A 14035-nucleotide genomic window follows, 5' to 3' on the forward strand; every position below is an offset into this window, starting at 1 on the left:
ACTGGCTCATCTCGATAACTGCAACGAGTGTGTTATCCTGCTCAAAGGCGGTGAGGGACCTGCTGACGTCGAACGGTTGCGACATGGGGTGCTCCTTTGCGTGACCACGGCGCCCGAGGGTGTCCATCCCCTCGCCGCCGCTGACCCTGCCGCCACCCCCCTCATAGCATCTGGGTCACCCGCCTTCGCGGGTGACGACAACTGAATATGCGTCTGCATTCTCGCGACATGAATTGCCCGAGGTTTGCTGAAACTTCCCGCCCTCTCCGATGAGAGGGCGCAGGGAATGCCGGGTGCTTGCTGCACCCGCGGTCCCGTGTGCAAATGCACTTAAGAAGTGCGCACACGAGCATACAGGTACAGCCGGAGCAGCCCGGCATTCCCTGCGCGATGGGTTGACGGCTTATGCCGTGCTCTCCCTGGAGACGAATTCCTTTTGCCTCCATCGCCGGCGGATTGAAGGTTTTTGGAAACCCGGTCGGGTCTCGCAAACCTCCGCCGGCTTGACGCCAGCCACGGGCGCCAGGACCACACGGTTTTGCCGTACGCAGCTTCCTCTGCCAGAGACTTCAACCAGCCAAGTGCGTGCCGGCCGAAGTACTGGCGGAGGCGTTTAAGCGCCGTACGTCCTGCGCGCTGTGTTCGCTCACGGCAAAGCCGCCCTGCGACCCCATCCACGCGCCCGACGCTGCCGCGTCCACCGCAACCCGCCCCAACGTCAGTGACGATGGCCAACGCCCCTCTTCTCGGGACGGGATGGCCGGAGTTTTACCGGTGATTTGGGTCTGGCGCGAAGCGGAATATTTTTGATTCCAGGGCTTGACCTGATTTCTGAAAATCAGAAGTGATTTGCCCCATCGGCAGACCCGCCTGCTCAAGCCGGAGCTACACGCTCAACACATCTTCAATCCGGATCGGCAGGCTGCGCACGCGCTTGCCGGTGGCGTGAAAGACGGCGTTGGCGATTGCCGGTGCCATGCCGACGAGCGCGATCTCGCCGAGGCCTTTGACGCCAAGGGCATTGACGTGTGGATCGATCTCCTCGACGAAGTGCGCTTCGAGTTGGGGAATGTCGAGATTTACGGGCAGCAGGTAATCGGCCATATGGGCGTTGACCGGGCGGCCGTCGCGCGGATCGAGGACCGTGCGTTCCATCAGCGCCATGCCGATCCCGCCGATCATGCCGCCAATGCATTGGCTCCTCGCAAGTCGCGGATTTACGACACGGCCGATGCCGTAGGCGCCCACGGCGCGGCGCAGCCGGATCGTGCCGACATCGGGATCGACGGCCACCTCTGCAAAGACCGCTCCAAAGGAGTGCATCGAAAAGCGGGCCGCGACATCGGGGTCGCGCTGAGCCGAAGCCGTCGCCTCGACGGGGCGGCCGTCCTGAGGGCGTCTTGCGGCTTCCTCCTGCACGGCCATGCAGGCGGCGCGGATCGCAGAGCCGACCGAGGCCATCGTCCATGAGCCGCCATGGGATGGAGCCGGCGGATAGTCCGAGCGGCCAAGGCTCAAACGCACCCGTTCAACGGGCAGCCCCAGCGTCTCGGCGGCAACCTGCGTCATGGACGTGTAGGTGCCGGGACCCATGTCGCTTGCCGCAACTTCAACTTCGGCGGTGCCGTCCGGCAGCAGTCGCGCCCGCGCATTCGCAGGCGCATGGAAGGCCGGATAGCTCGCCGATGCCATACCCATGCCGACCAGCAGCCGGCCATCGCGCATCGAACGAGGTACGGGTAACCGCCGCGACCAGCCGAAACGTTCGGCGGCGAGGTCATGGCATTTCATTAGCGATCGGCTGGAGAACGGTTTGTTCTCGCCCTCATCGATCGCCGGCTCGTTGCGACGCCGCAGATCGATCGGATCGATTCCGAGCTTGTACGACAGTTCATCCACGGCACATTCGAGCGCAAAGACACCGCTTGCCTCGCCGGGGCCGCGCATATGGTTCGGGGTGCCGATATCGAGTGGCAGCAGCCGGTAGCGGGTCCGCACGTTCGGCGTGGAGTACAGGAAGGTCGTGACCGAAGTCAGGGCCTCCATGAACTCTTCGTAGCGGCTCGTCTCGCCGGTGCCTTCGTGCACAATGCTGGTGAGCTTGCCGTCCGCCGTGGCCCCGAGAGCCATCCGCTGCAGAGTGCGGGGCCGGTGGCCCGTCATGAAGAACATCTGCTTGCGCGTGAGAACGAGCTTGACGGGACGTTCCACTTGTCGCGCCGCCATGGCCGCAAGCGTCACATGCGGCCACGTCCTGAGCGACGTGCCGAAGGCACCGCCGATAAACGGACAGATCACCTGTACGTTCTCGGGCGGCAGGCCGAACACGGCCGCGATCTCGGCCTGTTCGTTGACGACGAACTGGCTCTTGCTCCACAGCGTCAGCCGATTGCCATTCCAGGCCGCGACGGTGGCGTGCGGCTCCATCGGATTGTGGTTTTCGCGCGCGATTTCGTAGATCGCGTCGACCTTCACTGGCGCGTCCGCGAGAGCGCTATCGGCATTGCCGCGCGCGGTGTCGGCCGGAAGCCTCGCATCCGGCTGCTTCCCGGCTTCCGGAACGACAGGTCGGGCTTTGGGGTCGGCAGGATCAACGAGCGGCCGCTCGGCCGTGTAGGAGACGCGCAGCGCCGCAGCCGCGCGCTCCGCCTGGTCGAGCGTATCGGCGACGACGATCGCTACCGGTTGCCCGTAGAAGCGCACCTGGTCGTCCTGCAGCACATGCAGCCGCTCGCCTGTTGCCGGATCGATATAGCTCTTGTGCGGCGCGTATGGCAGGCGCGGCGCATTGCGATGGGTGATAACGGCAACGACGCCCGGCATCTTCTCAACCGGCGCGGTCTCGATACCGGTCACGCGGCCAAGCCCCACCGTGGCACCGACGATCACCGCATAGGCCTGGCCGCCTTGGTTGAAATCGGCCGCATAGCGCGCCGCGCCCGTGACCTTGGCACGACCGTCCACGCGCGGCAGCGGGTTTCCGATCACGTTCGTGGTCATGCGGCTTCTCCCGTCATTTCAAAGGCGCGGACGATCGTCCGGGGCAGGAGTTCGAGCTTGTAGTGATTGCCCGACAAGGGACGGGCTCCTTCGAGTGCCAGCCGGGCGGCTGTTTCGAAGATTTTGCGATCCGGTGCCTTGCCGATCAGCGCTTTCTCCACCATGCGCAGGCGCCACGGCCGAGTGCCCACGCCGCCGACAGCGAGCCGCGCCTGACGGATCACGCCATCCTCGACATCGAGTGCGGCGGCGGCGGATACGAGTGCGAACTCGTAAGAGGCGCGGTCGCGCACCTTGAGATAGCGCGCCCGCCGGCTGGACGGGCCACCGGGGACCCGCACCGCGAGGATGAGCTCGCCAGGCAGCAGGGTGTGTTCGAGATGCGGCGTATCGCCCGGCAAGCGAAAGAGTTCCTCGACCGGAAAGCTGCGTTCGCCCCTCGGCCCCCTCACCTGCATCGTGGCATCGAGCGCGACCAGCGCGACGGCGACGTCCGAAGGATGCGTTGCCACGCAATGATCGCTCGTGCCCAGAATGGCGTGGCCGGCATTGAGGCCTTCGATGGCGGCGCAGCCGGAGTTCGGGGTGCGCTTGTTGCAGGGCGCGTCGTGCATCCGGAAATAGGGGCAGCGCACGCGCTGGAGCAGGTTGCCGCCGATGGAGGCCATGTTGCGCAACTGCGGCGAGGCGCCCTCGATCAGGCTTTCGGCGACAAGCGGGTGCAGGCGTTGCACGTCGGAATGGGCAGCGACATCGGCCATGCGGGCGAGCGCGCCGATCACGAGATCGGAACCCTCGATGCGGATTTCGGAAAGCGGCAGCGTGTTGATGTCGACGAGATGCGCCGGCTGCTCCACCTCCTCCCGCATGAGGTCGATCAACGTGGTGCCGCCGGCGATGAAACGTCGGCCGGACGATGCGGCGGCGATGGCGGCCTGGACGGAGGTCACCTTCTCGAGCGTGAATGGAAGCATGGTCAGGCCCTCTTGGCAGCGTCGGCGACCGCAGCGACGATGCCAGGATAGGCACCACAACGGCAGATATTGCCACTCATCCAAAACCTGATTTCATCTGGCGAAGCTGCATGGCCTTCTGCGATGCAGCCTATTCCCGACATGATCTGTCCGGGGGTGCAGAAGCCGCACTGCAAACCGTCGTGCTCGACGAACGCAGCCTGGAGCGGATGAAGCTCGCCATTCGTTTCAAGGCCCTCGATCGTCTTGATCTCAGCCCCCTCATGCATCGCAGCCAGCGTCAGGCAGGAGACGATCCGCCTGCCGTTGAGAAGGACGGTGCAAGCGCCGCAGGCGCCCTGATTGCAGCCCTTCTTGGTGCCGGTGAGACCGAGCGTCTCGCGCAGCACATCGAGCAGTGAGCGGCGGGGATCGACTTCGACAGAGACTTCCCTGCCGTTGACGACGAGCCGGACAGGGACAGTTGCGGTGGATCCGGCTGCCGGCGAGGTGCCGGTGGCGGCCGCGCGTGGCGCACTGACGGGCATCGTCGCGGCTAGTGCGGCACCACCGCCCAGAGCAAGCACTTCACGACGAACGAGACGAGGACCATCTGGCTGCTCGGCACCGGTCCCGCTGCTATCAGCAAGTTCGTGCATTTGCTTCTCCTCTCGTACACTTATGGAATACAACGGTCGAACCGCGCGTCCGGTAGCGCTCGGTGCGCGTTGAAGGCCGTGGTTGTGATTTCACAGATGATACCGCGAGAAGCGAACCGCACAATTGAGCCGGCGGTATAACTTGATGCCCGGAACTTATGGTGGGCCGTGACGGCGAGTAGAGCCGCCGCCCTACCGTGCGGCCATCAAGGCATCGACAAAGTCGCGCACGAGTTGGGACTTTGGCCGGTCGGAGGGAAGCAGCAGCAAGACCCGGACATCGACGCCTGGCTTGAATTGCTTCACCACGATTTTCGACCGATCGAAGCCGCCGATCGCATGCGGACTTGCAAGCGTAACACCCACGCCTGCGGCAACCAAAGCAAGAGCTGTGGGGGCAAAGGCGGTTTCGACAACGATTTTCGGGATTGCACCGGCAGCCGCCAACACCCCGTCAACCCTTTGCCTGAAACGGTCCTCCGGCAGGTAGGCAACGAAGGGTACGTCATGCAGGTCCATCGGCACGATGATCTTCCTGGAGGAGAGTTCATGTCCGATCGGAAGGGCGCAAAGCGCATCGCGAGCCATGAAGTTTTCATGCACGATGCCCGTCGTATCGATCATGTCTGCTGCCAGGCCCACATCAAATTGGCCAGACGCGATCAGATCGCGCACGTCGCGCGACGGCAGGACAAGCAACGTAATCCGAGCCTGCGGATGTTTCCTCCGAAATATCGCGACTGCTTTCGGTATGACCGAGTGGCTGGCCGCAAAGAGCGAAGCAATGCGAATCTCGCCAGAGCCGTGATCACGAATGCGGGCAGCGACGGCGCGGATCGCATCAATGCCGTGAAAGGCGGCCTTGACCTCCTCGTACAGCATGCGAGCTTCCGGTGTGGCGACCAGGCGATTGCGGATCCTGGCAAAGAGCGGGAAACCGACCGATCGCTCGAACTCACCAATACTCCGACTCACCGCGGGCTGTGTCACGCCCAGAACCTCCGCCGCTCGCGACGCGGTACCGCACCTCATCACCGCCGCGAACGTCTCGATCTGTCGAAGATTCATGCGGTCGAGCCCCTTTCGCGTCCTGACCAGCAATAGCGCACACCGAAGCAGTGGAACCGCCAAGCCGTTTCGAATTGAATTGAAATGGTAAACATCGCCGTAACGACGCACATCGCTTCATGAACAATCGCAACATCGACTTATTCCCGTCACGACACGCCCACGTTGAGTACGTAAGTGTGGTCTGCTGTTTCGCTTTGCACGAGTGAAGTGCTCACAAATTGTGCTGCGTCGAACATGCGGAACACGTGGTGAATTTGCGCGAACGACGGCGCCACCAACCAGCAACAGAAAACTGCAAGAGAAGAGGAGCTGTAGATGGCGGGCGTGTTTCCTGTTCAGGGATTTGGATTCCTCTCCAACTACAATGGTGCATTCGTCGCCGGTTCCGCGCTCACCGCCATGCAGGCGATCGCGGGCACCAATGCAAACTCGATCGAGCTCGCTCCACGGCTCTTCATGCAAACCAGGACGTCGAATGACGTCTTCGCCGATCCCAACAAGACCGAGAGCGACGCCAATATTCTCCAGGCCATGGCAAATGCGCAGGCGCTCGGCCTTTCGGTCACGCTGAAGCCCATGGTCTCGGCCCTCGATGGCACGCTCGCCTACGCACTCATTCCGAGCGATCCCGCTGCTTTCTTCGCTTCCTACAAGAACCACATGGTTCACATGGCTGAACTCGCCGAGCAAGCCGGCGTAACCATGCTCTCGATCGGCAATGAGCTGGGCAAACTCTCCGGACCCCAATATCGAAGCTACTGGGTCGACCTCATCGATTCCGTACGCGCCGTGTTCCACGGCGAGATCACCTATGCAGCCGCGACCGACGAAGCCATCAATGTCAGCTTTTGGGACAAGGTCGATGTCATCGGGATCAACGCTTATCCGCCGCTGACAACGACAACCGAGCCGACCGTCGAGGAGATGGTCAATGCGTGGAACAGCATGTCCACGGACGACTACTGGGCGAAGGTGATGAATCACATGTCGCCGGTCGATTTCTTCCATTCCCTTGCCTTGCAGTACGACAAGCAGGTGTTCTTCACCGAAACCGGTTATCGCAGCCTCGACGGAACCAATATCAGCCCGGGCGGCTGGGCCGAAGGCACGACGCAGGATGTCCAGGAACAATACGATGCCTTCAACGCCTTCTTTCAGGTGTGGGGATCGGAAGGCGGAAGCTGGTTCAGGGGCGCGTCGATCTGGAACTGGGATACGAACAATAAATATTCGCCGATCGGCTACTCGCCTCAAGGCAAGCCTGCGCAGGAGTTGATTACCGAATGGTACGGAGGTCAGCACCAGCCGCCCGGCCAGACGCTGACGGGTTCTCCGTCTGCCGATTTGATGGATGTCGGTGGCGGCAATGACGTGCTGTCGGGCGGGGTCGGCAACGACACGATCAAGGCAGGCGGCGGCGACGACACCATTACCGGCGGCCCCGATACCATTCCGAAACTCACGGAAACCACCGTCACGGTGACGGGCTACAGCTCCGTCGTCGACGGCGTCGGCGCCAAAATGCAGCTCCTGATCAACGGGCAGCAGATCGGCAGCACCGTCGAATTCCACGGCGCGACCGACCCATCGGGTTTCCAGACCTTCACGTTCACATTCGCCAACCCGGCCACCGTCTCCAGTCTCGATCTCGCCTTCATCAACGACATCGCCAACGCCAATGGCGACCGCAACCTTTACATCAAGGACATCACCGTCAACGGCGAGCACCTTGCTGTGTCGGAAGGCATCAATCCGAGTTCGCCGGGGACGTGGAACCTCTACCAGAACAAGTCCATCCACTATGACATGACCGGCCGCCAGGACCTGTTCTTCGGTTCGTCGACCGATAATGACGATCTGGAAGGAGGCCCGGGCAAGGACGTGATCAGCGGCGGCGCCGCGACTGACATGATCCAGGGTGGCGCGGGCAATGACACCATCAACGGCGGTCCCGGCGCCGATGTGATTCACGGCGGGGCGGACGACGACACGATCAACAGCGGCGCCGGCATCACCACGGCGACCGATCAGCTCTATGGCGACGACGGCAACGACGTCATCAAGGCCAGCACCGGCGATACCGGCGCCCTGCTCAACGGCGGCAGCGGCAAAGACCAGCTCTATGGTAGCTGGGTAGCCAATGTCCTGAATGGCGGCGACGGCAATGACTATCTCTCCGGCGGCGGCGGACCGGATACGATGCACGGCAACGCCGGCGACGACCAGCTCAAGGGCGGTCCGGCGGCAACCCAGATGTCCGGAGACGACGGCAATGACAGCTTGCAGGGCGGCACGGGCAGCGAGTTCCTGTATGGCGGCAGCGGCAACGACCGGCTGATCGGCGCTGGCGGAAACGATTATCTGGCCGGCGGCACCGGCAACGACACGTTCGTCTTTGCCCCCGGCTTCGGCAAGGACACCGTTGCCGATTTCGAGAATGCCAATGGCGTGCAGGATATCATTCAGTTCAGCAAAACGGTGTTTGCCGACTTCAGCGCGCTCCAACCGCACATGGCCGACGTCGGCACCAGCGTCGTGATCACGGTCGACGCCAACAATGCGATCGAGATTCAGAACAAGACAACGAGCCAGCTCCACGCCGGCGACTTTCTGTTCGTGTGAGGCTTATCGATCAGTTCTTCGGTGGTGACTCGAACTATCTCGGCCGTCATTGCGAGCCACCCGGTCGGCGCGAAGCGCCGCCGGATGACAGGCTCCGCGAAGCAATCCTTATCGCGGCATAACGGATGGATGGATTGCTTCGTCGCTTCGCCTCTCGCAATGACGCGGATAGTTCAGCGCCTTGCATCAGTCAGGCGTCATTCAGGACGCCAGCTTCAGCCGTTCCAGCGCTTCCTGCAGCTTTGCCTTGCGCGCGACCGCCGCCTCGCGCTTTTCCTTTTCCTCTTCGACGATCTCTTCAGGCGCGTTGGCCACGAATTTCTCATTGCCGAGTTTGGCGTCGACGCGCTTGATGTCGGCGTCGGCCTTGACGATTTCCTTGTCGAGCCTGGCCTTTTCGGCCGACAGATCGATCACGCCCTTGAGCGGCAGCGCCACGACCTCGCCGCGCACGAGCAACTGAACGGCGCCTTCCGGCGGGCGGTCTGCAAAATTGATCTCGGCCAGCCGCGCCAACCGCTTGACGATGTCGTTCCAGCGCTGCGCGCGTTCCTTTGTCTCCTCGGACGCACCCGACAGCACCACCGGGATCAATGTAGCCGGCGGGATGTTCATTTCCGAACGTACCGAACGGATGGCAGTGACGAGGTCGACGACCCAGCCGATTTCGGCCTCGGCGGCCGGATCGCTGAAATCGCCGGCATCGAGCGCGACCATGGCCGGTGCAAGCACTGGATCGCCGGGTCCTGCCAACGCCATCGCGGCGATCTGCTCGGCGGTAACCGAACTGACCTTGCGCGGCCATTCCGCCAACACCAGCAGGCCGTCGCGCTTGGCCGTGACCGCCCAGAGCTCCTCGGTGATGAAGGGCATGAACGGATGCAGCAATTTGAGGATCTCGTCGCGTGCCCAGGCGATCATGGCACGGGTCTCGGTTTTCGCCGCGCCCTCCTCGCCCATCAGCACCGGCTTTGCGAGTTCGAGATACCAGTCGCAATAGATGTTCCAGACGAAACGATAGATCGCATTCGCCGCATCGTTGAAGCGATAGCCCTCGATCGCCTCGGTGACCTCACGCGTGGCGCGCGAGGTTTCATGCGCGATCCAGCGGTTCAGCGTCTCCCTGGCATTCACAGAATCGAAGCCGTCCGGCTTCTCGCAGCCGTTCATCTCGGCAAAGCGGCAGGCGTTCCAGAGTTTGGTCGCGAAATTGCGGTTGGTTTCGACCAGTTGCGGCGAAAGCTTGATGTCGTGGCTGTGAGCCGCGCCGCGCGCCAGCGCAAAGCGCAGCGCGTCCGCACCGAAATCGTCGATGACGCCCAAGGGATCGATGACGTTGCCTTTCGACTTCGACATCTTCGCGCCCTTCTCGTCGCGAACCAGGCGGTGGATGTAGACGGTCGAGAACGGCGCGTCCTTCATGAAGTGCAGGCCCATCATCATCATCCGGGCGACCCAGAAGAAGATGATGTCCCATCCGGTAACGAGCACGTTGGTGGGATAGTAGCGCTTCACTTCCGCCGTTTCGTCGGGCCAGCCGAGCGTAGAGAACGGCCACAGCCCGGATGAAAACCAGGTGTCGAGCACGTCCTCGTCGCGCGTGATGAAGCCCTCGCGCTTGGCGGGATCCAGCGCCATCTCGCGGCCCTGCTCCGGCGTGATAACTTCCTGCTCGACGTAGTAGCCGAGTGCGTTGCCGACGGCTTCGTCTTCGGTCTCGGCGACGAACACCTTGCCGTCAGGCCCGTACCAGGCCGGGATCTGATGACCCCACCAAAGCTGGCGCGAGATGCACCAGGGCTGGATGTTTTCCATCCACTCGAAATAGGTCCTTTCCCAGTTCTTCGGCACGAAGCTGGTCGCGCCCGAGCGCACGGCCGCGATCGCCGGCTGCGCCATTGTCTTGGCGTCGACATACCACTGGTCGGTCAGATAGGGCTCGATCACCACGCCGGAGCGGTCGCCATGCGGCACCATGTGCGTGTTCGGCTCGATCTTTTCCAAAAAGCCGAAATCTTCCAGCCGCGCCACGATCTTCTTGCGCGCGGCAAAGCGATCGACATTGTGGAGCTCTTCCGCGAGCATCAGCGCGCCTTCCGGCAAGCTTCGCAGATAATCCTCATTGTCGACGAGGGCCATGCAGCCCTCGCGATCGAACACGTTGATCTGCGGCAGGCCGTGACGCTTGCCGACCTCGAAGTCGTTGAAGTCGTGCGCCGGCGTGATCTTGACCGCGCCTGAACCCTTTTCGGGATCGGCGTAGTCGTCGCCGATGATGGGGATGCGGCGGCCGACCAGCGGCAGGATCACATGCTGCCCGATCAGGTGCCCGATCCGCTCGTTCTCCGGATGCACGGCAACCGCGGTGTCGCCCAGCATCGTTTCGGGACGCGTGGTCGCGACCACGATGAAGGTCGTGGGATCGTCGGGGCTAAATGTCTTGCCCTCGATCGGATAGCGCAGATACCAGAGGCTGCCCTTGACCTCGACCTGCTGCACCTCGAGATCAGAGATTGCGGTGAGCAGTTTCGGGTCCCAGTTCACCAGCCGCTTGTCTTTGTAGATCAGGCCTTCGCGGTGCAGTTCGACGAACACTTTCACGACGGCGCGCGACAGCCCCTCGTCCATCGTAAAACGTTCGCGCGACCAGTCGCAGGAGGCGCCGAGGCGCTTCAACTGATTGACGATGGTGTCGCCGCTCTCCGCCTTCCACTGCCAGACCCGCTCGAGGAATTTGGCGCGGCCGAGGTCGCGGCGGCCCGGCTCCTGCCGTTCCATCAATTGCCGCTCGACCACCATCTGGGTCGCGATGCCGGCATGGTCGGTGCCCGGCTGCCACAGCACGTCGCGGCCGCGCATGCGCTCGAAGCGGCAGAGAATGTCCTGCAGCGTATTGTTCAGCGCGTGGCCCATATGCAGCGAGCCCGTCACGTTGGGCGGCGGGATCACGATGGTGAACGGTGCGGCATCTTTCCGTTCCGGGCGGCCGGCCTTGAACGCGCCGCTTTCCTCCCAGATCCGTGACATACGGCTTTCGATATCGGCGGGCTGGTAGTTTTTTTCGATCATGGCACTGCAATTGGGGATGTCGGGGGCGCTCTCGAGCAATCCGTCGCCGGTCCGCTTAGAGAATACGCATCAAAATAACGTGGGTCCCGCCCGGTTCTGATGTGATCGGCGCCGGGCCGGCCCCTAGAAAGCCGCCACAGCGCCTCAAGTCAACCTGACAACTTAAGTCCGGGGCAGCGGGAAGCCGCGATAACGCCGGTTTGACTGTCCGAATGGGATCGATCCGCCCGGAACTAGCGCCCGCGCGAAACCCGCTCGATTTCGGCCTTGACGATCCGCTCCACCAATCCCGGCAGATTGTCATCGAGCCAGGATTTCAGCATCGGCCGCAGCATTTCCTTGACCAAATCTTCCAGCGTCCGCGCGTTATTGCTCAGCACGGTATTGGCCAGCGAATTGAAGGCAGTTTCGACCGCGGAGACGGTCGAGCGCGACAAGATCGGCTGCTGCGGTGCTTCGAACGGCGGCGGCTCGTGGGCTGGCCGCCCCCTGTGGGACTCGCTGAACTCGATGTCGTCCTCCGGCTCGATCTTGTTGAAGGAGGCTTTCGGTGGCGGTGGCGCCGGATCCGGCAGCGCCATCTCGTCGGTGAGTTCGAACACGTCGGCTTCCGGCTGCGGCGCCGGCCTGATATCGGCCTCGGGCGTTGCCGCGTCGAGGCTCGCCAGCATCGCGTCGATGTCGTCCTGGCTGTTGCTGGCGACCGGTTCAGGCGCGGGTGCAGGCGGCGGCGGGGCCGGCGCAGGCTTCGGAGCAGCCGGCTTGGGAGCAATGGCCGACGGCGGGATGTCCTTCATCACCGGTTTCGGTGGCGGCGCCGCGGCGGCCTCCGGCTTGGCAGCGGCAGGCTTTGCCTCGTCGTCGGCAATGATGCGACGGATCGACGCCAGAATCTCCTCCATCGAGGGCTCTTGGACCTTTGCAGGCTGCGTCATCTCCGACTCCAAATCGAAACCATTTTACACCAAAGCCAAGAGGGAATTGCCGGTTCCGGAAATGCAGGCCGGGATTTTCATCGCACAAGCCTGACTTGTCCCCAGATCAAGCCCGCCCGCGGCATCGCGCGGGAGGTCTGCTCCCCTCAAAATACGACCCGGCGCGCGTCCGTGAGATGCAAAGACGCTGGCCGCGAATCGCTCAGCTCGCCCCGGAAACGGTACGTCATGGCCGTAAATGATTGCAAGCAAAGCGCCCGGCGCTTGAGGCGCCGGGCGATGATATTCGTCCCGTGTTGCGCGGGATTTACGCAGACGTCAGCGGCCGTCGGGTGTACGAACGCCGGCCCAGCTATCGCGTACCTGATGATAGTGCACGCTCGGGTCATAAACCGTCGTGGGCAGGTTAAGCACCTGCGGCGACAGACGCCCGATCGTGTTCAGCACGGAGTATGACGCCACCACGCGGTCATGCTGCGCAGTGACCAGCGCAACGCGCGCGTTCACCAGCGCCTGCTGCGCGTTCAGCACGTCCAGCGTGGTGCGCTGTCCGGCCTTGGCTTCCTCACGCACGCCGTTCAGCGCGATCTCGGACGCCTGCACCTGCGCCTGGGCGGAAGCCACCTGCGCCTTGCCGGCGACGAGCTGCCCCCATGCCGTGACTACGTTGGCGCGGGTCTGATCCCGAGTCTGATCGAGCACGAGACGTTGTTGCGCCGCCGTTTCCTTGGACTGGCGGATCAGCGAATATTCTGCGCCGCCCTGATAGATCGGCACCGAGAGCTGCGTAGTCACGGATGCGCCGAACGAGCGGTACTGGATCAGGCTCTGCTCATAGGCCTGCTGCACCGAGGCCTGCACCGTGACCGTCGGCAGCAGCGCGCCTTCGGCAACCTTCACCTGGAGGTAGCTGACATCGATGCCGAACATCGCCGCGGTGACGTTCGGGTTTTGGATCAAGCCAAGCTCGACGGCGGCCGGCAATGTCGACGGCAGGAAGCGGTCGACCGGCGAGCCCGGCGCAAGCGCTTGCGGCTCGTTGCCGATGATGCGGCGGAAGTTCGAGCGCGTCGTCGTCAGATTGGCTTCGGCGGTCAGGAGCTGCGTCTTGCCGGCGGCGAGCTGCGCTTCCGACTGCGCGACGTCGGTGCGGGTGACTTCGCCGACATTGAAGCGGTCGCGCGTCTGTTTCAGCGTCTGCTCGAGCACGCGAACGTTGCTCTTCTGCACCTCGACGATCGCGGAATCGCGCAGATAGTCCATGTAGATCGTCGCGGCACTGAGCAACACGGTTTGCTCGAGTGCGCGCAGCGCTTCGCGTGCGCCGGAGACCTGGCCCTCCGCGGCCCTGGTCCTGTTCGCGGTCTGCTGGCCGTTAAAGAGCGTCTGCGTGACGGTCCCACCGATGCTGCGCGGCGAATTGGCGCCGACAATAGGGGTTCTCACGAGATTGTCCGGGGTGCCGCCCTGCGTGCTCAGCGTATCCGTATATTGGACGCCCGCGCTTGCGGTGACCGCAACCCTGGGACGATAGCCCGACAGCGCCTGCGGCACGTTCTCGTCGGTCACGCGCACCTGCGCGCGCTGCGCGTTGAGCTGCGGATTGTTCTGATAGGCGCGCACCAGCGCTGCCTCAATTGTGTCGGCCAAGACGGGCGTCGAGCCCATACATACTAATAGAAGGGCCGAAGCCGCGGCCCCGGCAAATGCCTTCACCCCACGCATC

Annotated in this window: 8 protein-coding genes; 1 reads left to right on the top strand and 7 read right to left on the bottom strand. The window is 63.2% G+C overall.

Annotated features, from left to right (window positions below; all coding sequences use genetic code 11):
• Positions 1-885 precede the first annotated feature (885 nt).
• The 4 genes from LMTR3_RS14525 to LMTR3_RS14540 all read right to left on the bottom strand — a co-directional run bounded on the left by LMTR3_RS14525 (position 886) and on the right by LMTR3_RS14540 (position 5680).
• Positions 886-3000 (bottom strand): xanthine dehydrogenase family protein molybdopterin-binding subunit, encoded by a 2115-nt coding sequence (locus LMTR3_RS14525; RefSeq protein WP_065745777.1) that lies wholly within the window; start codon positions 2998-3000, stop codon positions 886-888.
• A complete protein-coding gene (locus tag LMTR3_RS14530; RefSeq protein ID WP_065745778.1) occupies positions 2997-3974 on the bottom strand; it encodes an FAD binding domain-containing protein in 978 nt (325 codons plus the stop codon). Before LMTR3_RS14530 ends, LMTR3_RS14525 begins: the two co-directional genes overlap by 4 nt.
• Positions 3975-3976: 2 nt before the next feature.
• The gene (locus LMTR3_RS14535) at positions 3977-4612 is read right to left on the bottom strand and encodes a (2Fe-2S)-binding protein (RefSeq protein WP_065745779.1); all 636 of its coding nucleotides are present in this window, start codon (positions 4610-4612) and stop codon (positions 3977-3979) included.
• A gap of 192 nt (positions 4613-4804) precedes the next feature.
• Positions 4805-5680 (bottom strand): LysR substrate-binding domain-containing protein, encoded by an 876-nt coding sequence (locus tag LMTR3_RS14540; protein ID WP_065745780.1) that lies wholly within the window; start codon positions 5678-5680, stop codon positions 4805-4807.
• A 318-nt stretch (positions 5681-5998) separates the two neighbouring features.
• On the opposite strand from LMTR3_RS14540, the gene LMTR3_RS14545 reads away from it, so the two are divergent.
• Complete coding sequence (locus tag LMTR3_RS14545) at positions 5999-8305, top strand: glycoside hydrolase family 113 (protein WP_065745781.1); 2307 nt, start codon at positions 5999-6001, stop codon at positions 8303-8305.
• A 201-nt stretch (positions 8306-8506) separates the two neighbouring features.
• Here the strand turns inward: LMTR3_RS14545 and LMTR3_RS14550 are convergent, their stop codons facing one another.
• The 3 genes from LMTR3_RS14550 to LMTR3_RS14560 form a co-directional block, all read right to left on the bottom strand.
• On the bottom strand, positions 8507-11374 hold the full coding sequence (locus LMTR3_RS14550) for a valine--tRNA ligase (protein ID WP_065745782.1): 2868 nt from the start codon (positions 11372-11374) through the stop codon (positions 8507-8509).
• Between the two features lie 233 nt (positions 11375-11607).
• Positions 11608-12309 (bottom strand): PopZ family protein, encoded by a 702-nt coding sequence (locus LMTR3_RS14555; RefSeq protein WP_065745837.1) that lies wholly within the window; start codon positions 12307-12309, stop codon positions 11608-11610.
• Between the two features lie 318 nt (positions 12310-12627).
• On the bottom strand, positions 12628-14034 hold the full coding sequence (locus LMTR3_RS14560; RefSeq protein WP_065745783.1) for a TolC family outer membrane protein: 1407 nt from the start codon (positions 14032-14034) through the stop codon (positions 12628-12630).
• Position 14035 lies beyond the last annotated feature (1 nt).

Origin of the sequence: Bradyrhizobium sp. LMTR 3 (assembly GCF_001693485.1) — a bacterium.
In the GTDB taxonomy this organism is placed as follows: Bacteria; Pseudomonadota; Alphaproteobacteria; order Rhizobiales; family Xanthobacteraceae; genus Bradyrhizobium.